Annotated in this window: 24 protein-coding genes; 15 read left to right on the top strand and 9 right to left on the bottom strand. The window is 62.0% G+C overall.

Going from position 1 to position 25,159, the window contains the following annotated elements; all coding sequences use genetic code 11:
* Positions 1–3: 3 nt before the first annotated feature.
* Positions 4–1,005 carry a Gfo/Idh/MocA family protein gene (locus tag GGR30_RS05310; RefSeq protein ID WP_183483269.1) on the bottom strand — a complete coding sequence of 334 codons (1,002 nt, stop codon included), beginning with the start codon at positions 1,003–1,005 and terminating at the stop codon, positions 4–6.
* A gap of 318 nt (positions 1,006–1,323) precedes the next feature.
* On the opposite strand from GGR30_RS05310, the gene GGR30_RS05305 reads away from it, so the two are divergent.
* From GGR30_RS05305 to GGR30_RS05280, 6 genes are all read left to right on the top strand, one after another.
* Entirely contained in the window at positions 1,324–2,067 is a 744-nt protein-coding gene (locus GGR30_RS05305) for a sugar phosphate nucleotidyltransferase (protein ID WP_183483267.1), read from the top strand.
* Positions 2,067–2,696, top strand: coding sequence for a PI-PLC domain-containing protein (locus GGR30_RS05300; protein ID WP_183483265.1), 630 nt, complete (start codon positions 2,067–2,069; stop codon positions 2,694–2,696). Before GGR30_RS05305 ends, GGR30_RS05300 begins: the two co-directional genes overlap by 1 nt.
* Complete coding sequence (locus GGR30_RS05295; RefSeq protein ID WP_183483263.1) at positions 2,696–3,346, top strand: HAD family hydrolase; 651 nt, start codon at positions 2,696–2,698, stop codon at positions 3,344–3,346. The genes GGR30_RS05300 and GGR30_RS05295 overlap by 1 nt, the downstream gene beginning before the upstream one ends.
* Positions 3,343–4,083, top strand: coding sequence for a glycosyltransferase family protein (locus tag GGR30_RS05290; RefSeq protein ID WP_183483261.1), 741 nt, complete (start codon positions 3,343–3,345; stop codon positions 4,081–4,083). The genes GGR30_RS05295 and GGR30_RS05290 overlap by 4 nt, the downstream gene beginning before the upstream one ends.
* Positions 4,080–4,412 carry a cupin domain-containing protein gene (locus GGR30_RS05285; RefSeq protein ID WP_183483260.1) on the top strand — a complete coding sequence of 111 codons (333 nt, stop codon included), beginning with the start codon at positions 4,080–4,082 and terminating at the stop codon, positions 4,410–4,412. The genes GGR30_RS05290 and GGR30_RS05285 overlap by 4 nt, the downstream gene beginning before the upstream one ends.
* A 164-nt stretch (positions 4,413–4,576) precedes the next feature.
* Complete coding sequence (locus tag GGR30_RS05280) at positions 4,577–5,569, top strand: WavE lipopolysaccharide synthesis family protein (protein ID WP_183483257.1); 993 nt, start codon at positions 4,577–4,579, stop codon at positions 5,567–5,569.
* Between the two features lie 101 nt (positions 5,570–5,670).
* Here GGR30_RS05280 and choV read toward each other — a convergent pair whose 3' ends face one another.
* The 3 genes from choV to choX form a co-directional block, all read right to left on the bottom strand.
* Positions 5,671–6,705 carry a choline ABC transporter ATP-binding protein gene (gene choV / locus GGR30_RS05275; RefSeq protein ID WP_183483255.1) on the bottom strand — a complete coding sequence of 345 codons (1,035 nt, stop codon included), beginning with the start codon at positions 6,703–6,705 and terminating at the stop codon, positions 5,671–5,673.
* The gene (gene choW, locus GGR30_RS05270) at positions 6,698–7,540 is read right to left on the bottom strand and encodes a choline ABC transporter permease subunit (RefSeq protein ID WP_183483253.1); all 843 of its coding nucleotides are present in this window, start codon (positions 7,538–7,540) and stop codon (positions 6,698–6,700) included. Before choW ends, choV begins: the two co-directional genes overlap by 8 nt.
* A 148-nt stretch (positions 7,541–7,688) precedes the next feature.
* Positions 7,689–8,627, bottom strand: coding sequence for a choline ABC transporter substrate-binding protein (choX, locus tag GGR30_RS05265; RefSeq protein WP_183483251.1), 939 nt, complete (start codon positions 8,625–8,627; stop codon positions 7,689–7,691).
* A gap of 193 nt (positions 8,628–8,820) precedes the next feature.
* Here choX and betI point away from each other — a divergent pair, with 193 nt between their 5' ends.
* The 4 genes from betI (at position 8,821) to betA (ending at position 14,427) form a co-directional block, all read left to right on the top strand.
* Positions 8,821–9,411 (top strand): transcriptional regulator BetI, encoded by a 591-nt coding sequence (gene betI, locus GGR30_RS05260; RefSeq protein ID WP_281378104.1) that lies wholly within the window; start codon positions 8,821–8,823, stop codon positions 9,409–9,411.
* The gene (gene betC, locus GGR30_RS05255) at positions 9,408–10,925 is read left to right on the top strand and encodes a choline-sulfatase (RefSeq protein ID WP_183483247.1); all 1,518 of its coding nucleotides are present in this window, start codon (positions 9,408–9,410) and stop codon (positions 10,923–10,925) included. Before betI ends, betC begins: the two co-directional genes overlap by 4 nt.
* 48 nt (positions 10,926–10,973) lie before the next feature.
* On the top strand, positions 10,974–12,431 hold the full coding sequence (gene betB / locus GGR30_RS05250; protein WP_183483245.1) for a betaine-aldehyde dehydrogenase: 1,458 nt from the start codon (positions 10,974–10,976) through the stop codon (positions 12,429–12,431).
* A 379-nt stretch (positions 12,432–12,810) separates the two neighbouring features.
* On the top strand, positions 12,811–14,427 hold the full coding sequence (gene betA / locus GGR30_RS05245) for a choline dehydrogenase (protein ID WP_425488338.1): 1,617 nt from the start codon (positions 12,811–12,813) through the stop codon (positions 14,425–14,427).
* Positions 14,428–14,442: 15 nt separating this feature from the next.
* Here betA and GGR30_RS23345 read toward each other — a convergent pair whose 3' ends face one another.
* The 5 genes from GGR30_RS23345 to GGR30_RS05220 form a co-directional block, all read right to left on the bottom strand.
* A complete protein-coding gene (locus tag GGR30_RS23345; protein WP_183483243.1) occupies positions 14,443–15,288 on the bottom strand; it encodes a dipeptide ABC transporter ATP-binding protein in 846 nt (281 codons plus the stop codon).
* Positions 15,285–16,130, bottom strand: coding sequence for an ABC transporter ATP-binding protein (locus GGR30_RS23340; protein ID WP_183483241.1), 846 nt, complete (start codon positions 16,128–16,130; stop codon positions 15,285–15,287). Before GGR30_RS23340 ends, GGR30_RS23345 begins: the two co-directional genes overlap by 4 nt.
* 4 nt (positions 16,131–16,134) lie before the next feature.
* Positions 16,135–17,043: an ABC transporter permease subunit gene (locus GGR30_RS05230; RefSeq protein WP_183483239.1), complete on the bottom strand. Its 909-nt coding sequence runs from the start codon at positions 17,041–17,043 to the stop codon at positions 16,135–16,137.
* 10 nt (positions 17,044–17,053) lie between these two features.
* Positions 17,054–18,061 carry an ABC transporter permease subunit gene (locus GGR30_RS05225; RefSeq protein WP_183483237.1) on the bottom strand — a complete coding sequence of 336 codons (1,008 nt, stop codon included), beginning with the start codon at positions 18,059–18,061 and terminating at the stop codon, positions 17,054–17,056.
* Positions 18,062–18,127: 66 nt separating this feature from the next.
* Positions 18,128–19,723 carry an ABC transporter substrate-binding protein gene (locus GGR30_RS05220; RefSeq protein ID WP_183483235.1) on the bottom strand — a complete coding sequence of 532 codons (1,596 nt, stop codon included), beginning with the start codon at positions 19,721–19,723 and terminating at the stop codon, positions 18,128–18,130.
* Positions 19,724–20,175: 452 nt separating this feature from the next.
* Here GGR30_RS05220 and GGR30_RS05215 point away from each other — a divergent pair, with 452 nt between their 5' ends.
* The 5 genes from GGR30_RS05215 (at position 20,176) to nadC (ending at position 25,151) form a co-directional block, all read left to right on the top strand.
* Positions 20,176–20,688: an NUDIX hydrolase gene (locus GGR30_RS05215; RefSeq protein WP_183483233.1), complete on the top strand. Its 513-nt coding sequence runs from the start codon at positions 20,176–20,178 to the stop codon at positions 20,686–20,688.
* Between the two features lie 67 nt (positions 20,689–20,755).
* Entirely contained in the window at positions 20,756–21,658 is a 903-nt protein-coding gene (locus tag GGR30_RS05210; RefSeq protein WP_183483231.1) for an NrtR DNA-binding winged helix domain-containing protein, read from the top strand.
* A gap of 145 nt (positions 21,659–21,803) precedes the next feature.
* Positions 21,804–22,775 (top strand): quinolinate synthase NadA, encoded by a 972-nt coding sequence (nadA, locus tag GGR30_RS05205; RefSeq protein WP_183483229.1) that lies wholly within the window; start codon positions 21,804–21,806, stop codon positions 22,773–22,775.
* Entirely contained in the window at positions 22,772–24,292 is a 1,521-nt protein-coding gene (locus GGR30_RS05200) for an L-aspartate oxidase (protein WP_183483227.1), read from the top strand. Before nadA ends, GGR30_RS05200 begins: the two co-directional genes overlap by 4 nt.
* 1 nt (position 24,293) lies before the next feature.
* Positions 24,294–25,151, top strand: a complete 858-nt coding sequence (gene nadC / locus GGR30_RS05195; RefSeq protein ID WP_210287940.1) for a carboxylating nicotinate-nucleotide diphosphorylase — start codon at positions 24,294–24,296, stop codon at positions 25,149–25,151.
* Positions 25,152–25,159 lie beyond the last annotated feature (8 nt).

Raw genomic sequence — 25,159 nt, 5'->3', positions numbered from 1 at the left:
TTCTCAATATCCTTTGTAGTCCACATCGACGGCCCGGCCTTCGCGCGCCGACCGGGCAACGGCCATCGCAACCGCCAGCGATTTCAGTCCGTCGACGCCGTCCGCAGCGGGGCGGCCGTGGCCGGCAACCGCCCGGTTGAAGGCCTTCAGCCCGTAGCCGTAGAGGTCGTGGCGGTCATAGTTGAGTTGTACGGTGCCATCCTTGTCCGTCATTGTGATCGTGCCGGTCGGTCTCTGGGTCATGACGCCCTGGGCAAAAAGCGAACCCTCCGTGCCGTGAACCTCGATGCCGGAACCGGCATAGGGATGGGTGAAGCTCTCATGGCTCTGCACCATGATGCCGGACGGCATGGTCCAGACAGACATGACGCTGTCTTCCACGCCTTCGCCGAGCCCGGAGGAGACGGCCTGCGCGACAACCGTCTTCGGATCCTCGCCAAGATGAAAACGCACCGTGTCGGCGTCATGGACGGTGATGTCGGCGATCACGCCGCCGCCGGCGTCGCGGTTGTCGATGCGCCAGCCGCGCAGATGCTCCGGCAGGCTGACGGCATGGAATACCCGCACCGACAGGACGTGGCCGAGCCGGCCCTCGGCGATGATCTGGCGAATGGCAAGATGCGCGCCGGCGCAACGCAGGTGATGGTTGGTGGCGAAGACGAGGCCGGCGTTTCTGGCCGCTTCGACCATTTGCGCCGCGTCGTCGACGCTGAGCGCCAGCGGTTTTTCGCACAGAACATGCTTGCCGGCGGCAAAGGCGGCCATGGCTTGAGAGAAATGCTTCTCGTTGGTGGTGGAGATGTAGACGGCGCCGATCTCGGGGCGCGCCAGAAGCGTCTCGAGATCGGTGAAGGCGTGCGGAATGCCGTTGCGAGTCGCAAAGGCCTGGCCGCGCTCCGCGCTCGATGACAGAACCGCCTCGACCGTGTGGCCGGCCTGCGCCCTGATTGCCCCGATCATGTGCTCGGACGCGATCGTGCTGGCCCCGACAAGACCCCACTTCATACCGTCTCCTCCCGATTTGGTACGTTCCAAATTCTGAGATGATGTTTAGGGGATGATCTCCCATTCGTCAATCGGCATGCAGATAATTTCCGATCATAGCGGAAAAAGTCCGCTCCTGCCGCGGTGTCATGTTGTCGGCGACGAGCGCTTCGGCTACCACGAGAAAGTGCAAGATGTGGCGGGATATGGCGGGCCAGAGGGGGCTTGGCGCATGATATGTCTTGTAAACAATGTTGAAAATGCAGGGCGGATTAGTCTGCTATGATGGCACGGCCTGAAGCGGATGAACCGAGGCAATGTGACGGGAAGTGAGTTGACGTGCTGAATATTGTTGTTCCGATGGCCGGCAGGGGAAGCCGGTTTGCCGATGCCGGTTACACGGATCCCAAGCCGTTGATACCGGTGCATGGCAAGCCGATGATCCAGGTCGTGGTCGAAAATCTCACGCCCTCCGTGCCGCATCGCTTCATCTTCATCTGTCAGAACGGCCATATCCGCGACTATGGGCTTGAGGACAGGTTGAAGGGGATGGCGGAAAATGTCGAGATCATCGGCATCGATCACGTTACCGAGGGGCAGGCTTCGACCGTGCTTCTGGCAAAAGCGCTGATCGACAATGACGAGCCGGTGATGACGGTGAATTCCGACCAGTATATCGATGCCGATATCGATGCTTATCTCGGCTTCATGGAAAAGGGTGGCTATGACGGTCTGATCATGACAATGAAAGCCGATGATCCCAAATGGTCCTTCGTGCGCGAGGAGGACGGTGAAGTCGTCGAGACGGCCGAGAAGAAGGTGATTTCGGACAATGCCGCCGTTGGCATCTTCAATTTCCGAAAAGGCCGTGATCTGGTCCGCGCGTCGGAGGAAATGATAAAGGACAATGTGCGGATCAACGGAGAGTTTTATGTCTGTCCGGTCTACAATTACTTGATTCGCGACGGCCTGAAGATCGGGCACTATTCCATCGGGAAGGAGTATGACGGCATGTACGGGCTGGGCATACCGGGCGATCTGGATTTCTTCCTGGAACATCCGGTTTCCGAAAGGGTGAAATAGTGGAGATCCTTTCACATCGCGGTCTTTGGGAGACGGCCGCGGAAAAGAACACCGAGGCGGCCTTTCGCCGCTCCTTTGATCGCGGCTTCGGCACGGAAACCGACCTTAGGGACCACAACGGCGAAATCGTCATCGCCCATGACATGGCCAAGGGCGGCGAGATGCCGTTTTCCGCCTTTCTCGAGATCATGGACGGGCGCAATCTGACGCTGGCGCTCAACATCAAGGCCGACGGGCTGAGCCGAGAGATCAAGGCGATTCTCGAGGATTTCGGCCACAGCAACTACTTCGTCTTCGACATGTCGCTGCCGGATCTGGTGCGCCAGCTTGAGGATGGGCTGACGGCCTTTACCGGCCTCTCAGACCTTCAGCCGCATCCGCCGCTTCTGGAGGCCGCAAACGGGGTCTGGCTCGACTGTTTCCGCTCGGACTGGTACGGTCCGGGGCTGATCGACGGACTGATCGGGCAGGAAAAGCGCGTCTGCGTGGTATCCGCCGACCTTCACCGGCGTGACGTCGGCATTCAGTGGCCGATCATAAAATCGGCCCAATCACTCGGTAGTGACGCGCTCCTTTTGTGCACCGACATGCCGGAAAAGGCGAAAGACGCGTTCGAGGAGGCACGATAATGGCAATAAAGGCCGTCATTTTCGACATGGACGGGGTGCTGATCGAAGCCAAGGAATGGCATTACGACGCGCTCAACCGGGCGCTCGGCCTGTTCGGCTACACGATCGAGCGGCATGAGCACGCCACCGTCTATGACGGGCTGCCGACCAAGGTGAAGTTGCAGCGCCTTTCCATCGACAAGAACCTGCCCACCTATCTTCACGGCTTCATCAACGAGATGAAGCAGCGCTACACGCTCGAGATCATCGTCGAGCGCTGCCGGCCGCGTTTCGACCATGAATATGCGCTGTCGCGGCTGAAGATGGAGGGCTACCGGCTGGCCGTCGCCTCCAATTCGACGCGCGACACGGTTCAGCAGATGATGATGAAGGCGAGCCTGACGCCCTATCTCGATTTCATGCTGTCCAACCAGGACGTGAAACGGGCGAAGCCCGATCCGGAGATCTATCTGAAGGCAATAGAAATGCTGAAGCTCCATCCGAAGGAGTGCCTGATCGTCGAGGACAATCCCAACGGGTTGAAGGCCGCGGAAGCCTCCGGTGCCCACATCCTCGCGGTCAAGGATGTCGACGAGGTCAATTACAAGGGGCTGAAGCGGCGTATCGCGGAAATCGAGGCGGCGGGAAGTTCCGTGGGGTCGGCGGCATGAAGATACTGGTTCTGATGGGCGGCGAAAACCTGGATATCAAGGGCGAGCGCTACCCGCTCTACATGACGGAATTCAACGAGGAACTCATTCTCGAACGCCAGATCGCCGCGCTGCAGACGCTGGAGCCGAGCGCGATCATCTTCTGCGTGAGGAGTTCCGACATTCACGACTTCAACGTCGATGACGTGATCGCGCAGAGCGCGGACAACGCAGCATGCGTCGAGGTGTCCGGGCCGACGGCCGGCTCGGTCTGCACCGCGCTTCTGGCCGCCGAACAGATCGACAAGGATGAGGAGATCATTCTGGTCGCCGTCGACGAACTGATCGATGCGGATCTTGGTGCGATCGTGAAGGCGTTCCGCGACGGGGAGGCCGATGCCGGCGTGCTTTCGTTCCGCTCCGTCCACCCGCGGTATTCCTTCGCGCTCCTCGATGAGGATGGCCTCGTCTGCGAGGTCGCTGAAAAACGGCCGATCAGCAAGCATGCGCTCGCTAGCTTCTACTATTTCCGCAAGGGAAGCGATTTCGTGCTTTGTGCGCAGAGTGTTGTACGCAAGGATCGGAAGATCAAGGACGCGTTCTTCATCAGCCAGACCATTAACGAAATGATCCTGCGCCACAAGCGGGTCGCGATCGAATTCATCGAGAATGACCAGTTTCATCCGGTCAAGACGGAAATGCAGCTGGCGCAGTACATCTCCCAGCTTCACGAGCACAGGGAGGCCTTTCTGCATTGAGGACGGCGAAACTGGAAGACATGGTCAAGGGCTGGTTCATCGGCAATTTCGAGCCGAGCCTGTGTCGCACCGAAGACGTCGAGGTTGCCGTCAAGCGCTATCGGCGCGGTGATGCCGAGGGGCTGCACCATCACAGGGTCGCAACGGAATATACCGTCATCATCGCCGGACGCGTCAGCATGAACGGCGTCGAATATGGCGCAGGCGATATTGTCGTGATGGAACCCGGCGAGGCGACCGACTTCGAATGCCTGGAGGACGGAACCGTCAATGTGGTGGTGAAGCTTCCCGGCGCCAGTGATGACAAATATCCCGGAAGCATGCGTTGAGCGTTTTACAGGTTGAACGCTTGACGGGCAAAAAATCGGCTCGACATTCCCCATTTGGGGGGCGCATATTACATGCTGACAGGGCAGTTTGACCTCATGCAATGTAAGCTGCGGAACGAGTGCGGGGGCGCTCGCGTTTAAAGGGGCAGATAGGTCATTCGGTGATGGATACGAAAGAAATCACATTTCTGTTTCAGGGTGTCGTGGACAAGCCGCTTGTTCGCGACAGCTTTGCCGCCGTAAGGCGTTATTTCCCGGCTTCGAGGATCATCCTGTCCACCTGGACCACCGCCGACGTAGAAGGCCTCGACTATGACGAGCTCGTGCTTTGCGAGGATCCCGGGTTCTTCTATTATTCCGACCAGCCGGGCGAAAAAGCCAATAATGTCAATCGCCAGATTGTCGGCAACCGCGCCGGGCTGGAGCGGGTCGAAACCCCCTTCTGCTTCCGCATGCGCACGGACTTCATGCTGACCGGCAATGACTTCCTCTCGTTTTTCGATGCCTTTCCCAAGCGCGACGAGGCCTATGCGCTGTTTTCGCACAAGCTGCTGGCCTGCAGCTATTTCTCGCGCAATCCGCGCTCGCGCCTGCATTTTCCGTTCCATCCCTCCGATCTCGCCTTTTTCGGCCTGACCGACGATATCCGCAGGCTTTACGACGTGCCGCTGATGACGGAAGAGGAGGCGCTCTGGGACACGGGCAGCCGTCGCTACAATCGCTACACGCCCGAACAGCACATCTTCGTCAACGCCCTTCGGCGGAGCGGACATGTGGTGCCGTGCACCTGCTACAATGACGGAAATGAGGCGGCGGCGAGTGCGACGGAGCGATACTTCGCTTCCAACTTCGTGTTCCTGTCCTTCGACCAGTTCAACATCAAGCCGTCGAAACCGACCTTCTTCATGAAGGTCCATCCCAATTCATTCATGACCTGCTATACGCACAATGAATGGATCGAGCTCTATCGCGACCATGTCGACCCCCGGGCGGTCGTGCCGGCCCATGATGGCGAGCGGGAGATGATCGACCGATATTATCGCCCCTACAAAGTCTGCAGGCTGATTGGCAACATGATTTCGCTGCCTTTCAAGAGCAAGGCGAAGCGGCGGGCGATCCGCACCGGCGTTCTGGAATTCTTCCTGATGCCGCGTTGAGGAATTTCTTCTTCGAGCATTGAAAAGGCGCCCCGATGGAGCGCCTTTTTATTGTCTTGATACAGCCGCTGCCGCGTTCAAACGGGGCCGCGCCTCAAGCCCTATCCGAGCGGAATCGCCGGGTTGAGGGCTGTGACCACATTGGACGGGCGGACGCTGCCTACAGTCTTGCCGCTGCCATCGACGACGCTCAATGTCGCGCCCTTGCCGAGCGCGTCCATCATGTCGGCCAGCTTGGTGTTGATGTCGATCGGATGCGCGCCGTCGGGCGCATCGTCATCGCTCATCACATCGGCGGCGCGCAGGACGCCGAGCGGGTTCACATTGGCAACGAAGTCGGCGACATAGGCATCGGCCGGCTGGCGCACGATCTCCGACGGCGTGCCGCATTGGACGATCCGGCCGCCTTCCATGATCGCGATCCGGTCGCCGATCTTGAAGGCCTCATCCAGATCATGGCTGACGAAGATGATCGTGCGCTTCAGATTGCGCTGAAGCTCGATCAACTCGTCCTGAAGCCGGGTGCGGATCAACGGGTCAAGCGCGGAAAACGGCTCGTCCATCAGCAGGATCGGCGCTTCGGTGGCAAAGGCGCGGGCAAGGCCGACGCGCTGCTGCATGCCGCCGGAGAGTTCGCCGACAAGCTGGTCGCCCCAGTCCTTCAGCCCGACGAGCTCGAGCTGGGCTTCCGCCTTTTCCAGCCGCTCCTTCTTGCTCAGGCCGGCAAATTCGAGGCCGAGAGCGACATTGTCGCGGACATTGCGCCAGGGCAGGAGGCCGAACTGCTGGAACACCATGGAGACCCGTTGCAGCCGGATATGGCGCAGGGTCTTGTTGTCGGCCGAGGTCACGTCGGTCATCTGCGTGCCGTCATTGACGAGAACGCGGCCGCGGCAGACCGGGTTGAGCCGGTTGACGGCCCTGAGCAGGGTCGATTTTCCCGAGCCTGAGAGGCCCATCAGCACCAGAAGCTCGCCCTCGCCAACTGTCAGCGAGCAATTGTGCACGCCGAGCACCTGGCCGGTTTCATCCTGCACTTCAGCACGGTCCTTGCCGGCATCCATCAGGGGTAGGGCGCTTTCCGGCTTGTCGCCGAACACGATATTCACATCTTCAAAGACGACCGCATCAGCCATTGTTGCGTCCTCCGATCTTCAAAACCCGATCCAGAATGATGGCGACGACGACGATGACGAAGCCGCTTTCGAAACCGAGCGCGGGATTGACCTGGTTGAGCGCCCGCACCACCGGCACGCCGAGACCGTCGGCGCCGACAAGGGCGGCAACCACGACCATGGACAGCGACAGCATGATGGTCTGGTTGAGACCGGCCATGATCTGCGGCATCGCATGGTAGAGCTCGACCTTGGTGAGCTTCTGCCAGGGCGTGCCGCCGAAGGCGTCAGCGGCTTCCAGCAGGGGCTTCGGCACAGAGGAAACGCCCAGATGAGTCAGCCGGATGGAAGCGGGGATGACGAAGATGACGGTTGCCAGCAGACCCGGCACCATGCCGATGCCGAAGAAGATGATTGCCGGAATGAGATAGACGAAGGGCGGCAGTGTCTGCATCAGGTCGAGAACCGGTTGCAGCACCTGATAAAAACGCGGCCGGTGGGCGGTAAAGATGCCGATCGGAACGCCGATGGCCATGCAGATGATGCAGGCCGAGATCACCAACGCCAGGCTTTCGGTGGTTTCTTCCCAATAGCCTTGGTTGATGATGAACAAAAAGCCGAGAAAGACGAAGAGCGAAACCTTCCAGTTGCGCTGCATCCAGTAGGCAAAGGCGGTGACGACGAGGGCAACGACAATCGGTCCCGGCGCCTGCAGGAGCCACAGAAGCTTGTCGATGAGCCAGCCCATGATGTCGGCGAGACCGTCGAAAAACCAGCCGCCATGGATCTGCAGCCAGTCGAAAATATCCTGGGCCCACTGCCCGAGCGGGATCTTGTAGTCTGTCAGCCAGTGCAAGATTTTGCTCCTTCATTGTCCCCCGCGGTCACGGTTTTCACCGTCACCGAGCCGCCGCCGGTATGCCAGGCGGCGGATTTGCATCCCGTGATGATGGCGATAAGGAAAGGCCCGGAAAAGCCTCTCGCCGTTCCGGGCCATCATATCCTCAAAGGCCGAGCGAGGCCTTGACCGCCGGCAGGCCCGGCTCGCCGGACGTGGTGGTCACGCCGTCCAGCCAGGCATCAAGCGCATCCGGATTGGCCTTGATCCATTCGGCCGTGGCATCGCCCTCATTCTCACCGTCGTTCAGGATCTTGCCCATGATCTCGTTTTCCATGGCGAGCGAGAACTTCAGGTTTTCAAGAAGCTTGCCGACATTCGGGCATTCTTCCGCATAGCCCTTGCGGGTCACCGTGCGGACAATGCCTTCGCCGCCGAAGAAATCCTCGCCGCCGGTGAGGTATTTCAGCGAATAGGTGGCGTTCATCGGATGCGGTTCCCAGCCGAGGAAGACAATCGGCTGTTCCTGGCGGTATTTGCGGCCAACCATGGCCAGCATGCCCTGTTCGGAGCTTTCGACAACCTCGAAATCCTTCAGGCCGAACTTGTTCTCGTCGATCAGCGAGACGAGATAGGCATTGCCCTCATTGCCCGGCTCGATGCCGTAGATCTTGTCGTCGAGCTCATCGCCGAACTTGGCGATGTCGGCATAGGTCTTCAGGCCCTTTTCATAGGTGTAGGTCGGCACGGCCAGCGTATATTTGGTGCCTTCGAGATTGGTGGCGACAACGTCGATCTCACCCTCGTCGACATAAGGGGTGATCGCGCCGGTCTGCGCCGGCATCCAGTTGCCGAGGAAGATATCGACATCATCGCTCTTCAGCGATGCGAAGGTGACCGGAACGGAGAGAACCTTGACGTCAACCTTGTAGCCGAGGCCTTCCAGCAGGTGCTTCGCCGTTGCGGTGGTGGTGGTGATGTCCGTCCAGCCGACGTCGGAGAAGCTTACGCTGTCACAGGCCGTTTCCTGGGCTGCCGCAGCGCCGGCGGAAAGGGTTGTCGCGGCGGTAAGAGCTGCGAGGATCATTCGGAAGTTGTCAGACATGTCAGCGTTCCTTTCGGGTCCGTTGCAAGATTGCCGTTGCGCCTTGACCGGCGCGGCGAAAAACTGTTGGCTTCTTTGATTGATCAGTCAATCAATATAACATATGTTAATTCCTGTAAACGGCGAAGCAGGCAAAGTTGCATATTTCTTCGCCACTAAACGTCTCTGAGCATTTTTTCAGCGGGTTGAGCCGATGCCGAAAACCGGAATGGAAACGATCCGTCGCGATGCCCTTGTCCGGGCCGCGATCGAGGAAGTCGGCAAGGTCGGCATGGTGGAAGTCACGGTCGCGAAGATCGCGAAGCGGGCGGGCGTCTCGCCTGCGCTCGCGCATCATTATTTCGGCTCCAAGGACAAGATATTGTTCGCGGCCATGCGGCGCATCCTTGATGAGTTCGGGGCCTCGGTCAAGGCCCGCTACAAAAGCGCGCGCACGCCGGAGGAGCGGCTTGCCGCCATCATCGAGGCAAGTTTTGGCCCCGACCAGTTCGATCCCGCCGTCGTTGCCGCCTGGCTCGCCTTCTATGTCCAGGCCCAGCGCAAGGGCGATGCCAGCCGGCTTCTGTCGATCTACGAGGCGCGGCTGCGCTCCAATCTGGTCTTCGCGCTCAGAATGCGCGTCAGCCGTGATGCGGCAAACCGGATTGCCACCGGTCTCGGCTCGATGATCGACGGCTTCTACCTGCGCGCGGCACTGAAGGACTTCGGCAGCACCCGCCAGGGCGCCATTGAAATGACCAGGGAATATCTCGAACTCACCCTTGCCAAGGAGATGTCTTCATGACCGCGCGGCCGAACATTCTCGTTCTCATGGTCGATCAGCTTGCCGGGACCCTGTTTCCCGATGGCCCGGCCGATTTCCTGCACACGCCGAACCTGAGGAAACTGGCGGAACGCTCGACGCGGTTTCAGAACGCCTATACCGGCTCGCCTCTCTGCGCGCCGGCGCGCGCCTCCTTCATGAGCGGGCAGTTGCCGCGCCGCACCCGCGTCTATGACAACGCGGCGGAGTTCTCGCCCGATATCGTCACCTATGCCCATCATCTGCGCCGCGCCGGCTACCAGACGTCGCTTGCCGGCAAGATGCACTTTGTCGGCCCCGACCAGCTTCACGGTTTCGAGGAGCGGCTGACCACCGATGTGTACCCGGCCGATTACGGCTGGACGCCGGATTACGGCAAGCCGGGCGAGCGCATCGACTGGTGGTATCACAATATGGGCTCGGTCACCGGCGCAGGGGTTGGCGAGATCACCAACCAGCTCGAATATGACGACGAGGTCGCCTATGAGGCGGTGCGCAAGGTCTATGATCTCGGCCGCCGCAAGGATGACCGGCCCTTCATGCTGACCGTCTCCTTCACCCATCCGCACGATCCTTACGTGGCGCGGAGGAAGTACTGGGACCTCTACGAGGATTGCGACCATCTGGAGCCGGACGTCGGCCCGATCGACTACGAGGCGCAGGACGGCCATTCGAAGCGGATCTTCGATGCCAATGATTTTCGCAGTTTCGATATCACCAATGAGGACATCCGCAGGGCGCGGCGCGCCTATTTCGCCAATGTCTCCTATATCGACGACAAGATCGGCGAGATCCTCGAGGCGCTGGACGGCGTCGGGCTTTCCGAAGACACCGTCATCGTCTTCCTCTCCGACCATGGCGACATGCTGGGCGAGCGCGGCCTGTGGTTCAAGATGAGCTTTTACGAGGGCTCGTCGCGCGTGCCGCTGATGATTGCCGCGCCGGGCATGGAACCGGGCCTTGTCAGGACGCCGGCCTCGACCGTCGATATCGCCGCAACACTCGCCGATCTCGCGGGGGTCGACATGGCAAGCGTTGCGCCGTGGACCGACGGAGAAAGCCTTGTTCCTGTTGCAGCCGGGCAGAAACGAAAAATGCCGGTGCGCATGGAATATGCGGCCGAAGCCTCGGAAGCGCCGCTGGTTTCGATCCGTGAGGGCCGGTTCAAGTATAATCATTGCGAGCTCGACGCGCCGCAACTCTTCGATCTTGAGGCCGATCCGCACGAACTGACCAACCTGGCCGATGATCCCGCCCATGCCGAAACGGCGGCCGCCTTCGCGGCGAAGGTGCGCGAATACTGGGACATGGCGGCCTATGACGCCGAGATCCGCGAGAGCCAGGCGCGCCGACACATCGTCTATGAGGCGCTGCGGCAGGGCGATTATCACCCCTGGGACCATCAGCCGATGAAGGACGCCTCCGAGCGTTTCATGCGCAACCACATGGACCTCAACATTCTGGAGGCCAGCCAACGCTGGCCGCGCGGCGAATAGGACGTCGTCGTCCTCAAAACCAGCGAACGCGAAAAGCGGAGACCAACAATGCATGTACAAGCCAGCCATTTCATCGACGGCGACTATGCCGAGGATACCGACGGCCGGGCCTTTGACAGCATCAACCCGGCAACCGGCGAGGTGATCGCGACGCTGCATGCGGCAACGCCGGCGATCATCGAGCGCGCCATGGCGGCGGCCGAACGCGCCCAGCGCGAATGGGCTTCATGGCTGCCGGTCGAACGCGCCCGCGTGCTGCGAAGGGCGTCCGACCTGATGCGCGAGCGCAATGACGCACTGGCGAAGCTCGAGACGCTCGACACCGGCAAGGCCATTCAGGAAACGCTGGTCGCCGATCCGGCCTCCGGCGCGGATGCGCTCGAATGGTTTTCCGCCCAGGCCGCCGGCCTTTCCGGTGAAAGCGTGCCGCTTGCGGAAGGCTTTGCCTATACAAAGCGCGAGCCGCTTGGCGTCTGCGTCGGCATCGGCGCATGGAATTATCCCATCCAGATCGCCTCGTGGAAGGCCGCGCCCGCGCTTGCCTGCGGCAATGCCATGGTGTTCAAGCCCTCGGAAATGACGCCGCTTTCAGCCCTGAAGCTTGCCGAAATCCTGATGGAGGCCGGTGCGCCGAAGGGGCTTTTCAATGTCGTGCAGGGCTTCGGCGATGTGGGAGCGGCCCTTTCCACCCACGCAAAGACCGCAAAGGTATCGCTCACCGGTTCGGTTCCGACCGGCGGCAAGGTCTATGCGGCCGCGGCCTCCGGCATGCGTCACGCGACGATGGAGCTTGGCGGCAAATCGCCGATGGTCGTGTTCGAGGATGCTGATCTGGAAGACGCCATCGGCGGCGCCATGCTCGGCAATTTCTATTCGACCGGCCAAATCTGCTCCAACGGCACCCGCGTCTTCGTGCAGAAATCCATTCTGGAGGCCTTTCTGACCCGCCTTGCAGAACGAACGAAGACGATCCGCCTCGGCGATCCGCTGGATCCGGAAACCCATCTCGGCCCGCTGATCTCTGAAGAGCAGCGGCGCAAGGTGCTGTTCTATGTCGAGGCGGGAAAGAGCGAGGGCGCACGGCTTGTGACCGGCGGCGGCGTTCCCGAGGGCGAGGCCTTTGCCAAGGGCGCCTATATCGAGCCCACCGTCTTTGCCGACGTCACCGACGACATGACGATCGCGCGCGAGGAGATTTTCGGGCCGGTGATGAGCGTGCTGGCGTTTGACACCGAGGAGGAAGTGATCGCCCGCGCCAATGACACGCCCTTCGGCCTCGCCGCCGGCGTCTTCACCCGCGATCTCGCCCGTGGCCACCGCGTGGCGGACGCGCTTGAGGCCGGCATCTGCTGGATCAACACTTATAATCTGACGCCGGTCGAAATTCCCTTCGGCGGCGTCAAGCAATCGGGTTTCGGCCGCGAAAACGGGCGCGCGGCGATGGAATTCTATTCGCAGCTGAAGACGGTGCAGGTGGCGCTCGGCAAGGTCGACAGTCCGTATTGAGGGGGCATCTGCACGATACTGATCTCCCCCCTTGAGGGGGAGAGGCTGCTTTTTCACGATAGGCCTTCCTTCTCCTTCGGCGTCATCCTCGGGCTTGACCCGAGGTTCCAACCACGTCGGTCGCGAGCGGAGTAGGCGGGTCTTGCAGTGAAATACCCTGGCGGGACAGCCGGTACGCGTGTCGTGTGGAAAGGTGATTAGATCCTCGGGTCAAGCCCGAGGATGACGCAGAGAGGGGGGAAAGGGTGTCGGGTAGCGCGGGGCGGTCAAACGCGACAAGCAACGCCTCGTGAAACATTTGCCCACCGTGGCAATGAAAGGTTCGAAATTGACTGAAGCAGATTTTGTCATCGTTGGTTCCGGTTCGGCAGGTTCGGCCATGGCCGCACGGCTGTCGGAAGACGGCAAGCACTCCGTTCTGGTGCTGGAGTTCGGCGGGACCGATATCGGTCCCTTCATCCAGATGCCGGCGGCGCTCTCCTACCCGATGAACATGAAGCGCTATGACTGGGGTTTTGTCTCCGAGCCGGAGCCGCATCTCGGCAATCGCCGTCTGGTGACCCCGCGCGGCAAGGTGATCGGCGGCTCGTCCTCGATCAACGGCATGGTCTATGTGCGCGGCCACGCGCGCGACTATGACCACTGGGCGGAATCGGGGGCGAGTGGTTGGGCTTACGCGGATGTGCTGCCCTATTTCAAGCGCATGGAGCACTGGCATGAGGGCGGCCATGGCGGCGATCCGTCCTGGCGGGGCAAGGACGGTCCGCTGCATGTGACGCGCGGCCCGCGCAAGAACCCGCTGTTTCATGCCTTTGTCGAGGCGGGCAGACAGGCGGGCTTCGAGGCGACCGGGGATTACAACGGCGAGAAACAGGAAGGCTTCGGGCCGATGGAGCAGACGGTGTGGAAGGGCAGGCGTTGGTCGGCGGCCAATGCCTATCTGAAGCCGGCGCTCAAGCGACAGAACCTCGACCTCATCCGCTGCTTCGCCCGCAAGGTGATCATCGAGGATGGCCGCGCCGTCGGCGTCGAGGTGGAGCGCGGCGGCCGGATCGAGACAATCCGCGCGCGCCGCGAGGTCATTCTGGCGGCGTCCTCGATCAACACGCCGAAAATGCTGCTTCTTTCCGGCATCGGCCCGGCAGGCGAGCTTGCCGAGCACGGCATTCCGCTCGTCGCCGACCGACCCGGCGTCGGCAAGAACCTGCAGGACCATCTGGAGGTCTATATCCAGCAGGCCAGCACCCAGCCGATCACGCTCTACAAGCACTGGAACATCTTCGGCAAAGGGCTTGCCGGCGCGCAATGGCTGTTCTTCAAGAACGGCATCGGCGCCTCCAACCAGTTCGAAAGCGCCGCCTTCGTCCGCTCGCGTCCCGGCGTCGACTATCCCGATATCCAGTATCATTTCCTGCCGATGGCGGTGCGCTATGATGGCACCGCACCTGCCGAAGGCCACGGCTTTCAGGCCCATGTCGGGCCGATGCGCTCGCCCTCGCGCGGGGCGATCACGCTGAAGAGCGACGATCCGAAAGAGGCGCCGAAGATCGTGTTCAACTACATGAGCCACGAACAGGATTGGGCCGATTTCCGCCGCTGCGTGCGCCTCACCCGCGAAATCTTCGCGCAAGCCGCTTTCGATCCCTATCGCGGCAAGGAAATCCAGCCGGGCAGCGATGTTCAAAGCGATGACGAGATCGACGGCTTCATCCGCGAACACGCCGAAAGCGCCTACCACCCCTGCGGCACGGCGAAGATGGGCCGCGCCGATGACAAGATGGCGGTGGTCGATCCCGAATGCCGGGTGATCGGCGTCGACGGCTTGCGCGTCGCCGACAGTTCGGTCTTCCCGCGCATCACCAACGGCAATCTCAACGCGCCGTCGATCATGGTCGGCGAAAAGGCGAGCGACCATATCCTGGGCCGCCAGCCGCTCGCGCCTGAAAAAAATGCCGGTCCCTGGCTCAATCCGCGCTGGGAGACGTCAGACCGTTGAAGCCGGCCGGCAAGTTCAGTTGCCGGCAGCCATTTTCGCCTGTTTGGCGGCAAGGCGCGCGCGGATGCTTTCGACATCGGCGCGCGGCGTCGCCTTGAACAGCGTCTGGGTATAGGCATGCTGGGGATCGGTGAACACCTGATCGCGCGAGCCGCGTTCCACGACTTCGCCGAAATACATCACCATGATCTCGTCGCAGATATAGCGCACCACGGAAAGGTCGTGGCTGACGAAGATATAGGTGAGGTTGAACTCGTCCTGCAGGTCAGCAAGCAAGTTCAGGATCTGGGCCTGCACCGACAGGTCGAGCGCGGAAACCGGTTCGTCCAGCACCAGCAGGGACGGGTTCAGGATCAGCGCGCGGGCAATGGCGATGCGCTGGCGCTGACCGCCGGAAAACATGTGCGGATAGCGGTCGAAATGCTCGGGGCCGAGGCCAACCTTCTTCAAGAGGTCCTGCGCCCTGTCGCGCCGGTCCGTTGCCGAATAATCGGTGTTGAGCAGAAGCGGCTCCATCAGCACGTCGCCCACCTTCTGGCGCGGATTGAGCGAGCCATAGGGGTTTTGGAACACGATCTGCACCTTGCGGCGCTGCTCGGGCGTCGGGCGGGTGCCGGAAATGTCGACCTTCTGGCCCTCGATGGTGAGATCGCCATCCGTCTGCGCGTCGATCATGGTGATGATGCGGGCAAGGGTGGACTTGCCGCAGCCTGATTCACCGACAAGCGCCAGCGTCTTGCCGCGCTCGACGGAGAAATCGACGCCCTTCAGCGCCCGAACCGTGCGCGCCTTGTGGAACATGCCGCCCGGCACGATGTAGTCGCGGACGATGTTCTTTCCCTCTGCGACGATCTCGCTCACAGCGTTTCTCCCGTAAAGTCGGCCGAATAGTCGATGGTCGGCAACCGGTCGCCGGTGGCGTTTTCCGGCAGGGCGGACAGCAGCGCCCGGGTATAGGCATGCTTCGGGTTTTCAAACAGCGACAGCACGTCGGCCTCTTCCATCTTGCGGCCCTTGTACTGTACCACCACCCGGTCTGCGGTCTCGGCGACGACGCCCATGTCGTGGGTGATCATGATCATCGCCATACCGGTTTCCGCCTGCAGGCGGGCAAGCAGCTCGAGGATCTGCTTCTGGATGGTGACATCGAGCGCCGTGGTCGGCTCGTCGGCGATCAGCAGTTTCGGCGAGCAGGCCATGGCAATCGCGATCATGATGCGCTGGCACTGGCCGCCGGACATCTGGTGCGGATAGGCTTTCAGCCGGTCTTCCGGGTTCGGCAGGCCGACGGCCTCCAGCAGTTCCACGGCGCGCCTGTGGCGGGCCCTCTTGTCGAGATCGGTGTGCTGTTTCAGCACTTCCTCGATCTGGAAACCGGCGGTGAAGCACGGATTGAGGCTGGCGATCGGCTCCTGGAAGATCATCGAGATGTCCCGCCCGATGATCTTGCGCCGTTCCTTGGCCGGCATGTTGACGATGTCGCGGCCTTCAAAGGCAATGCGATCGGCCGTCACCCGCGCCGTGATCGGCAAAAGCCCCATGACGGCAAGCATGGCCACCGACTTGCCGGAGCCGCTCTCGCCGACAATGGCGAGCACCTCGCCGCGATCGATGCGGTAGGAGGCATTGTGCAGCACCGTGGTCTCGCCGTTTGCGGTCGGGAAGCTGACGGAAAGGTTCTGGACGTCGAGTAGCGGTTCCATGTCTCTAGCTCCGCTTCAGCTTGGGATCGAGCGCATCGCGCAACCCGTCGCCGACGAGGTTGATCGCCAGCACGGTGATCAGGATGGCAAGGCCGGGGAAGGTGACGACCCACCAGGCGCGCAGGATGAATTCGCGCGCTTCGGCCAGCATCGTGCCCCATTCCGGTGTTGGCGGCTGGGCGCCCATGCCGAGAAAGCCAAGGGCTGCGGCTTCAAGAATGGCGTTGGAGAAGGAGAGCGTCGCCTGCACGATCAGCGGCGCCAGGCAGTTCGGCAGGATGGTCTTGAACATCAGCCGGAGATTGCGGGCGCCGGCAACGCGGGCGGAAACCACATATTCGCGTTTCGCTTCCGCCATCACCGCTGCACGGGTAAGGCGGGCAAAATGCGGCTGCAGCACGAGCGCGATCGCGATCATGGCGTTGAACAGGCCGGGACCAAGAACGGCCACCAGCACCAGCGCCAGAAGCAGCGGCGGGAAGGCAAGGATGACGTCCATGACGCGCATGATCGCGACGTCGACCCAGCCCCTAAAGAAACCGGCGACAAGGCCGAGCGTGATGCCGAGCAGAAGCGCGATCGAGACGACGATCATGCCGATCGCCAGCGAATAGCGCGAACCGTAGATGAGGCGAGAGAGGATATCGCGGCCGACCGCATCGGTGCCAAGCGGGAAGGTGAGCGTGCCGCCCTCCTGCCAGAAGGGCGGCGTCAGGAACATGTCGCGATACTGCTCGATCGGGTTATGCGGCGCGAGCAGCGGGGCGAAGATCGCCACCAGCACCAGAAGGATGATGATGACAAGGCCGACGACAGCGCCCTTGTTCTGGCTGAAATAGTGCCAGAATTCGGAAAGCATCTGCAGGCGGACATTTCGTTTTTGGACCGGCTGGCCCAGCGTGCTGTCTGACATGGCTGAGCTCCTACTGGTGACGGATACGGGGGTTGATCAGACCGTAAAGCAGGTCGACCACCAGATTGACGAACATGACGAGGGCGGCAATCAGAACCAACCCGCCCTGGACGACCGGATAGTCGCGTCTGGAAATGGAATCGATCATCCACTTGCCGATGCCGGGCCAGGAGAAGATCGTCTCCGTCAGGATCGCGCCGGCCATCAGCATGCCGATCTGCAGACCGATCGTGGTGATGACCGGGATCATCGCGTTTCTGAGCGCGTGAACGCCGATGACGCGCTTTGCCGAAAGCCCCTTGGCGCGGGCCGTGCGCACATAATCCTCGCCGAGCACTTCCAGCATGGCCGAACGCGTCTGTCGCGCGATCACGGCGAGCGGAATGGTGGCCAGCACGATGGACGGCAGGATCAGGTGCGAGACCGCCGAGGTGAAGGCGCCCTTTTCACCCGACAGCAGCGAGTCGATCGTCATGAAGCCGGTGACCGAGGGGAAATAGTAGAGCAGCGAGATCCGGCCCGAGACCGGCGTCCAGCCCAGAATGCCGGAGAACAGGATGATCAGCAGCAGGCCCCACCAGAAGATCGGCATGGAATAGCCGGTGAGCGCAATGCCCATGGTCGCCTGATCGAACACCGAACCGCGCTTGACGGCAGAGAGGATGCCGGCGGGAATGCCGATGATGATTGCCAGCAGCATGGCGCAGATGGCGAGTTCCGCGGTCGCCGGAAACAGGTTCAGGAATTCCTGGAACACCGGTTGCTTGGTGGAGATCGAGATGCCGAAATCGCCGTGCAGCAGGCCCCAGACATAGTCCAGATACTGGACGACGATCGGGCGATCATAGCCGAACTGATGGAGAAGCGCCTGGTAACGGTCGGGGTCCATGCCGCGTTCGCCGGCCAGAAGCAGGACGGGATCGCCGGGCAGGACACGCACAAAACCGAAGGCAACAATGGTGATCCCGATAAAGGTCGGGACGATCAGCAGCAGCTTGCTGAAGAGAAATCTGAGCATAATGCGTCTTACGCCTTGATTGCGAAGGGGCCGGTTTTCCCGGCCCCAAAGCGTGAACGTTTATTCTTATTCGTTGATGGTCACATCGTCGAAGCGGTGGTAACCGAGCGGATCCATGACGAAGCCTTCAACCGCGGTCGACATCGGCATGAACACCTTGGAATGGGCGATCGTGTTCCACGGCGCCTGTTCCTTGAAGACGACCTGTGCCTCTTCGTAAAGCGCGGTGCGCTCTTCGGTGTCGGAGGTGATCTTGGCCTTCTGGATCAGGTCCTCGAAGGGCTGGTAGCACCACTGCGCGCGGTTGGAACCGCCGACAGCGTCGCAGCCGAGCAGAACGGCGAGGAAGTTGTCCGGGTCGCCATTGTCGCCGGTCCAGCCGAGAAGCACGGCGCCGTCACGGTCTTCAGCCGAGGAACGGGCCAGATATTCGCCCCATTCATAGGAGACGACTTCGGCGTCGACGCCGACTTCCGCCAGGTCGGCCTGCATCAGCTCGGCCATGCGGCGGGCGTTCGGGTTATAGGGACGCTGCACCGGCATTGCCCAGATCTTCATCGAAAGATCGGTGACGCCTTCCTCTTCCAGCATGGCCTTTGCGCCTTCCGGATCGTAGGGGTCGTCTTCGACAGCATCGTTATAGGACCACATGGTCGGCGGGATCGGGTTCTTGGCCACTTCGCCGGCGCCCTGGAAGACCGATTCCAGAATGGCTTCCTTGTCGATCGCCATGTTCAGCGCCTTGCGGACCTTCGGATTGTCGAAGGGCGCAACCTTGGTGTTGTAGGCGAGGTAGCCGACGTTCAGGCCTTCCTTCTCCATCACCGTCAGGTCGTCATTGGCTTCCAGCGCTTCCAGATCGGCGGGCGACGGATAGGGCATGATGTGGCATTCGCCGGCTTCAAGCTTCTGGCGACGCACGGCGGCATCGGTGGTGATCGCGAAGATCAGGTTGTCGATTGCCTGCTGACCCTTGAAGTAGTCCGGATTGGCCTTGTAGCGGATGACGGCATCCTGCTGGTAGTTGACGAAGGTGAACGGACCCGTGCCGACCGGCTTCTGGTTGAACTGCTCCATCGTGCCGGCTTCTGCGAGCTGATCGGCATATTCCTTGGAAACGATCGAGGCGAAGTCCATGGCAAGGTTCGCGATCATAGGCGCTTCAGGACGGTTGAGCACGAACTTGACCGTCATGTCGTCGACCTTGTCGATGCTCTTGATCAGGTCCGGCATCGACATGCCGTTGAAATATTCCCAGGAGATGCCCGGCGCATACTGGTACCAGGGGCTGGTCTCATCCATCTGGCGCATGAAGGAGAAGATGACGTCGTCGGCATTCATCTCGCGCGAGGGCGTGAAATAGTCGGTCGTCTGGAATTTGACGCCCGGACGCAGGTGGAAGGTGTATTCCAGACCGTCATCGGACACGTCCCAGCTTTCGGCAAGACCGGGCTCGACTTCGGTGGAGCCGTGCTTGAATTCCGCAAGACGGTTATAGACGGTGCGCGACGCAGCGTCGAAGGTCGTGCCGGACGTATAGGGCGCCGGATCGAAACCTTCCGGCGAGCCTTCCGAGCAATAGACAAGAGTCTTCGCGCTGGCCGCACCGCCAAGCGCTACGAAGAAGCTCGTGGCGAGCGCCAAAGCCTTCAGTTTTTTCATCATTTTCCCCTTGTTGGTCATCGGACCGGCTTTTCAACGAGACCGATCCTCCATGAAACCCGCACGACCATAAAGAATATGTCAGCCGCAACGGATCAATGCCGCATCGGCGCCAGCCGGCATCGTTACAGGTACCTGGCGCACACGAAAGTCATGCGCATGGCGCCGTTCCCAACCACGGCTGCCACACTAATGGCGAGACTATCGTTTTTTTTTGACCATGCAATCAAAAAGCTCATGCGCCGACGATTTGATCAAACGGCAAGCTGCTGAAATAGCTCTCGAATCCGCTTAATTCACGTTTTCGTAAAAATAAGGCCGCTTCGGCGCAATTCTGTTTCTGAAGTTGCGGCCCGCTCTTTAAGATGATTGCTTTCCACAGTCCTGCGCGAAGCCGCCGTGCCAGGCGCCGAACTGCCAAGGGTCAACCGGACGGAGCGTTTTACGTGACATTGCAGCAACGATTTTATCAGTTGATCGCCGCCTACGATACCCGTCATGCGACGCAATACTGCCATTTCATTGAAGGCGAGAATGATTTTACCAGCCGCAATACCTATCCAGTGCATGTGACAGCGTCGCTGTTTGCGCTTTCGCATGATCTTGCCCGGACCGCATTCATCCATCACCGCGCGTCAGGAAAATGGTTCCAGCCGGGTGGACACGTGGATGCGGGTGAAACCGCACAGCAGGCGGCGACGCGCGAATGCCTGGAGGAAACGGGACTTATCGCCGCACTGGCCGGTGACGCGAGACCCGTCAGCATCGACCTGCATCGCATTCCGGAAAACCCCAGGAAAGGCGAGCCCGAGCATTACCATCTCGATATCCGCTTTGCCTCAAGGGTCTCGGGCGCGCTGAACCCGGACCTCCTGGAAGTGCATGACGCGAAATGGTTTGCGATCGAAGAACTCGACGCCGTCGACGAACGGGTGCGCCCACGCCTTGTCGCGGTGCTCGCCTGAGGCCTGGCTTGGCGGCACCTTCATTTGGTGTTACGGCCAATGATCAAGCCCAACCGACGGAGTGCCCGTGACCGAGGCCCTTGCCCATCCCGAACTGATTGCCGTCCTGACAGCGCTGACGGATGACGCGCCGCGGGTGATGACCGTTGCGATGGGAAAGGCGTTGCCATCGGGCCCGTTCGAGAGCGCGCATAGCAGCCTGCAGGCCGGGCTTCGGGCCTGGGTGGAAAGCCAGACGGGCCATCCGGTCGGTTATCTCGAGCAGCTCTACACCTTTGCCGATCGCGATCGAGGCTTTGATCCCGGCGACCACAGGACGATCTCGATCAGCTATCTGGGGCTTGTGCGCGAGCAGCCGCCGCCGGGAAGCGGCGGGCCGTTGTGGAAGGACTGGTACAGCTATTTCCCCTGGGAGGACCTGCGCGCCGGCCGGCCCGAAATCCTGGAACAGGTCACGGACATGCTCAGCCAGTGGGCCGCGAGCGAACGGCCCGGCCGCGCCGCGCGCCGCCATCGCCTCGAATTCGCCTTCGGCCTCAACGGCATGGCCTGGAACGAGGAACTGGTGCTGCAGCGTTACGAGCTGATGTATGAGGCCGGACTGATCGCCGAGGCAGGCCTTGCCCCGGCCTTCTGGTTCGGAAGGCCGATGGCCGCTGATCATCGCCGCATCCTTGCCACCGGCATTGCCCGGCTGCGCGCCAAGATCAAATACCGGCCGGTGATCTTCGAGCTCATGCCCGAATGCTTCACGCTGCTTCAGTTGCAAAAGGGCGTCGAGGCGCTTGCGGGGCTGACGCTGCACAAGCCGAACTTCCGCCGCCAGATCGACCAGCAGCAGCTGATCGAGGAAACCGGCGAGACGACGAGCGGGACCGGCGGCCGCCCGGCCAAGCTCTTCCGCTACCGCCATGCGGTGCGCGAGGAACGCGCCCTTTCCGGCTCGAGGCTGCCCGTCGCGCGGATGTGACAGGGGTGCAAGCCGCCGCTCTGACCCCGATCAAAGCCCACAATTGACACCGCACAGACATGGGTTTATGACTCGCGCCCAAGATATACTCTAATTGAGTATTAACTGGCGTGGGGAACCGCGCCGCCTTAAGGAGGACGTGCCGATGAATGCCCCCCTCTCTGCCGCCGCGCTCTATGACCGCGTTGCCCATGTGGTGCCCAAGGCCGAATGGCTTTCCTTCGAGGATGATATCGACGCCATCCTGCGCCTGAAGCGGGAAAGGAACGCCGTGATCCTGGCGCATAACTACCAGACGCCGGAGATCTTCCATGGCGTCGCCGATATCGTCGGCGACAGCCTGGCGCTGGCGCGCGAGGCAACCAAGGTCGAGGCGGATGTGATCGTGCTGGCCGGCGTTCATTTCATGGCCGAGACCGCGAAACTCCTGAACCCGGAAAAGACGGTGCTGATCCCCGACATGGGCGCCGGCTGCTCGCTGGCCGACTCCATCACACCGGAGGACATCGCGCTTCTGCGTCAGGCCCATCCCGGCGTGCCGGTGGTCACCTATGTCAACACGTCCGCCGCCGTCAAAGCCGCGTCCGACATCTGCTGCACCTCGGGCAATGCGAAACGCGTCGTTGAATCCCTCGGCGTGCCCAAGGTGCTGATGCTGCCGGATGAGTATCTCGCAAAAAACATCGCCCGCGAGACCGATATCGAGCTGATCGCCTGGCATGGCCACTGCGAGGTACATGAGCTTTTCACCGCCGAGGATGTGCGCGAGATGCGGGCCGCGTGGCCGGGGGTCACCATCATCGCCCATCCCGAATGCCCGCCGGATGTCGTTGCCGAGGCCGATTTCTCCGGTTCGACCGCCGGCATGTCCGATTATGTCGGCTCGGCAAAGCCCGGCCGCGTCGTGCTTCTGACGGAATGCTCGATGAGTGACAATGTCTCGGTTCAGCACCCCGATGTCGATTTCGTCCGGCCCTGCAATCTCTGTCCGCACATGAAGCGCATCTCGCTTGCCAATATCCGCGCTGCCCTGGAAGAAAACCGCCACGAAGTCACCGTCGACCCGGAGATCGCCGCCGATGCGCGGCGCGCGGTCGAACGGATGCTCGCGGTATGAGCGCGCCCGTCGTCGTCATCGGTTCGGGCATTGGCGGGCTGGTGACGGCGCTGGCCCTGGCACCGCGTCTGGTGATGCTGGTGACGAAGGCGGCGGCCGGCGGCGAAACCTCCACCGGCAGGGCCCAGGGCGGCATTGCCGCAGCCCTTGGCGATGATGACAGCGCCGCGCTTCATCTTGAGGACACGCTTGCCGCAGGCGACGGGCTTTGCGACCGGCAGGCAGCCGAGGCGATCCTCGCCTCTGCGCCGGAAGCGATCGGTTTTCTCGAGCGCCATGGCGTTGTCTTCGACCGTGATGCCGATGGCCGGCTCGCCTTCGGCCTGGAAGCGGCCCATGCGCGTCGGCGCATCCTGCATGCCGGCGGCGATGCGACGGGCGCTGCGGTCATCGCCGCGCTGACCAAGGCTGTTGCGGAAACGCCTTCCATCACCGTCATGGCCGATACCGAGGTGAGGCGGCTGCTGGTTGCCGACGGCGCGGTCTGCGGCATTGTCGCGACCCGCAACGGCGAACCGCTGACCATCCCGACCAGCCGCGTGGTGATCGCGACCGGCGGCATTGGCGGGCTCTACGACATCTCCACCAATCCGCCCGGCAATTTCGGCCAGGGCGTGATGCTGGCCGCCCGCGTCGGCGCTCTCCTTGCCGATATGGAATTCGTCCAGTTCCACCCGACTGCGCTTGCCACCGACCTGCGCCCGCTGCCGCTGATCAGCGAGGCGGTGCGCGGCGAGGGCGCCATACTCGTCAACGAGAAGGGCGAACGCTTTCTCGCGGCGACGCCTGGCGCCGAGCTTGCGCCGCGCGACGTGGTCGCCCGCGCGATCGCCGCGGAGATCGGGCGCGGCGGCGGGGTGTATCTTGACGCCAGGCAGGCGCTCGGGCGCGGCTTTGCCGCCCGTTTTCCGGCGATTTCGGCAATCTGTGCCAAAGCCGGCATCAATCCGGCCGAAGAGCCCATCCCCGTGCGTCCGGCCGAGCACTATGCCATGGGCGGCATCGCCGTCGATCACCGCGCACGCTCGAGCGTGGCCGGCCTCTGGGCCGTCGGCGAATGCGCTGCCACCGGGCTTCACGGGGCCAACCGGCTTGCCAGCAACTCGCTGTTGGAAGCTGCCGTGTGCGGCCTTGCCGCCGCCCGCGATATCTCGCGTCTGCCGGAGGCATCGGGCCGGCCGTTGCCTTCGGCCCGCCTTCCCGTGCCGGCCGAAATCGGCGTCGTGCGGGATGTCGTTTCGCAAACGCTCGGCGTGCTGCGCTCGGGAGAGGGGCTCGCCCGGGCCATCGAAGCCCTGCTGCCGCTGGTCGAGGGGGAAGAGGCTGCAGCCGATCCGGCGCTGGTCGCGCTTTCGGTCGCCGTCTTCGCCCATCGGCGGGAGGAGTCGCGCGGCGGCCATGCCCGCAGCGATTTCCCGCTGAAGCGGCCGCAGCCCGAACGGCAGGTCATGACGCTGCAGGAAATCCTCGGCGCGGCGCACGCGCTTTGCCATACCCCATACCGAAGGAGCGCCTGACATGCCGGCACCGCTTCCCCGCCTGATCATCGAACCCGCCGTGCGCCGTGCGCTTGAGGAAGACCTCGGTCTTGCCGGCGATGTCACCGCGAATGCCGTCATTCCTGCCGGCCATCGCTCAACGGTGGTGATGGCCGCGCGCAAGGAGGGCGTGATTGCCGGGCTCGATGCCGCAGCGCTCGCCTTCGCCCTTGTCGACCCGGACATCCGCATGGCGCGCCACGTGGAAGACGGAGAGACGGTTGCGGCGGGCGCCACGATCGCCACCGTCACCGGGCCGTCGCGCGCGCTTTTGACCGGCGAACGCACGGCGCTCAATTTTCTCGGCCATCTTTCCGGCATCGCCACCGTCACGCGCACCATTGTCGATGCCGTCGCCGGCACCGGCGCCAGCATTGTCTGCACCCGCAAGACGACGCCGGGGCTGAGGGCGCTGGAGAAATACGCGGTCAAGGCAGGCGGCGGCGGCAATCACCGTTTCTCGCTGGCCGATGCCGTGCTGATCAAGGACAATCACATCGCCATTGCCGGCGATATCAAGACCGCCATTCTCCGCGCCAAGGAGAACGCCGGGCATATGGTGAAGATCGAGGTGGAGGTCGATACGCTCGACCAGCTGGAACAGGCGATGGCGGTGGGCGCCGATGCCGTGCTGCTCGACAACATGACGCCTGAAACGCTCAGGCGGGCAGTCGCAATCGTCGGCGACCGGGCGGTGACCGAAGCCTCCGGCGGCATTACGCCGGAAACGGCGGGCGCTGTCGCCGAAGCCGGCGTCGACCTCATTTCCATCGGCTGGCTCACCCATTCAGCGCCGGTTCTCGATATCGGCCTCGACTATAAAAACGCGGGCGACTGAACCAGTCC

Origin of the sequence: Martelella radicis, from assembly GCF_014196625.1 — a bacterium.
GTDB classification, from domain to species: Bacteria; Pseudomonadota; Alphaproteobacteria; order Rhizobiales; family Rhizobiaceae; genus Martelella; species Martelella radicis.
This window is presented reverse-complemented; position numbering and strand designations above follow the sequence as displayed.

What these genes read in the sequence shown, in the direction of transcription:
- GGR30_RS05310 (WP_183483269.1), bottom strand. Translation starts at nt 1,005, where the DNA reads ATGAAGTGGGGTCTTGTCGGGGCCAGCACGATCGCGTCCGAGCACATG.
- GGR30_RS05295 (WP_183483263.1), top strand. Translation starts at nt 2,696, where the DNA reads ATGGCAATAAAGGCCGTCATTTTCGACATGGACGGGGTGCTGATCGAA.
- GGR30_RS05290 (WP_183483261.1), top strand. Translation starts at nt 3,343, where the DNA reads ATGAAGATACTGGTTCTGATGGGCGGCGAAAACCTGGATATCAAGGGC.
- GGR30_RS05280 (WP_183483257.1), top strand. Translation starts at nt 4,577, where the DNA reads ATGGATACGAAAGAAATCACATTTCTGTTTCAGGGTGTCGTGGACAAG.
- choV (WP_183483255.1), bottom strand. Translation starts at nt 6,705, where the DNA reads ATGGCTGATGCGGTCGTCTTTGAAGATGTGAATATCGTGTTCGGCGAC.
- choX (WP_183483251.1), bottom strand. Translation starts at nt 8,627, where the DNA reads ATGTCTGACAACTTCCGAATGATCCTCGCAGCTCTTACCGCCGCGACA.
- betI (WP_281378104.1), top strand. Translation starts at nt 8,821, where the DNA reads ATGCCGAAAACCGGAATGGAAACGATCCGTCGCGATGCCCTTGTCCGG.
- betC (WP_183483247.1), top strand. Translation starts at nt 9,408, where the DNA reads ATGACCGCGCGGCCGAACATTCTCGTTCTCATGGTCGATCAGCTTGCC.
- betB (WP_183483245.1), top strand. Translation starts at nt 10,974, where the DNA reads ATGCATGTACAAGCCAGCCATTTCATCGACGGCGACTATGCCGAGGAT.
- betA (WP_425488338.1), top strand. Translation starts at nt 12,811, where the DNA reads ATGGCCGCACGGCTGTCGGAAGACGGCAAGCACTCCGTTCTGGTGCTG.
- GGR30_RS23340 (WP_183483241.1), bottom strand. Translation starts at nt 16,130, where the DNA reads ATGGAACCGCTACTCGACGTCCAGAACCTTTCCGTCAGCTTCCCGACC.
- GGR30_RS05230 (WP_183483239.1), bottom strand. Translation starts at nt 17,043, where the DNA reads ATGTCAGACAGCACGCTGGGCCAGCCGGTCCAAAAACGAAATGTCCGC.
- GGR30_RS05225 (WP_183483237.1), bottom strand. Translation starts at nt 18,061, where the DNA reads ATGCTCAGATTTCTCTTCAGCAAGCTGCTGCTGATCGTCCCGACCTTT.
- GGR30_RS05220 (WP_183483235.1), bottom strand. Translation starts at nt 19,723, where the DNA reads ATGAAAAAACTGAAGGCTTTGGCGCTCGCCACGAGCTTCTTCGTAGCG.
- nadA (WP_183483229.1), top strand. Translation starts at nt 21,804, where the DNA reads ATGAATGCCCCCCTCTCTGCCGCCGCGCTCTATGACCGCGTTGCCCAT.
- GGR30_RS05200 (WP_183483227.1), top strand. Translation starts at nt 22,772, where the DNA reads ATGAGCGCGCCCGTCGTCGTCATCGGTTCGGGCATTGGCGGGCTGGTG.
- nadC (WP_210287940.1), top strand. Translation starts at nt 24,294, where the DNA reads ATGCCGGCACCGCTTCCCCGCCTGATCATCGAACCCGCCGTGCGCCGT.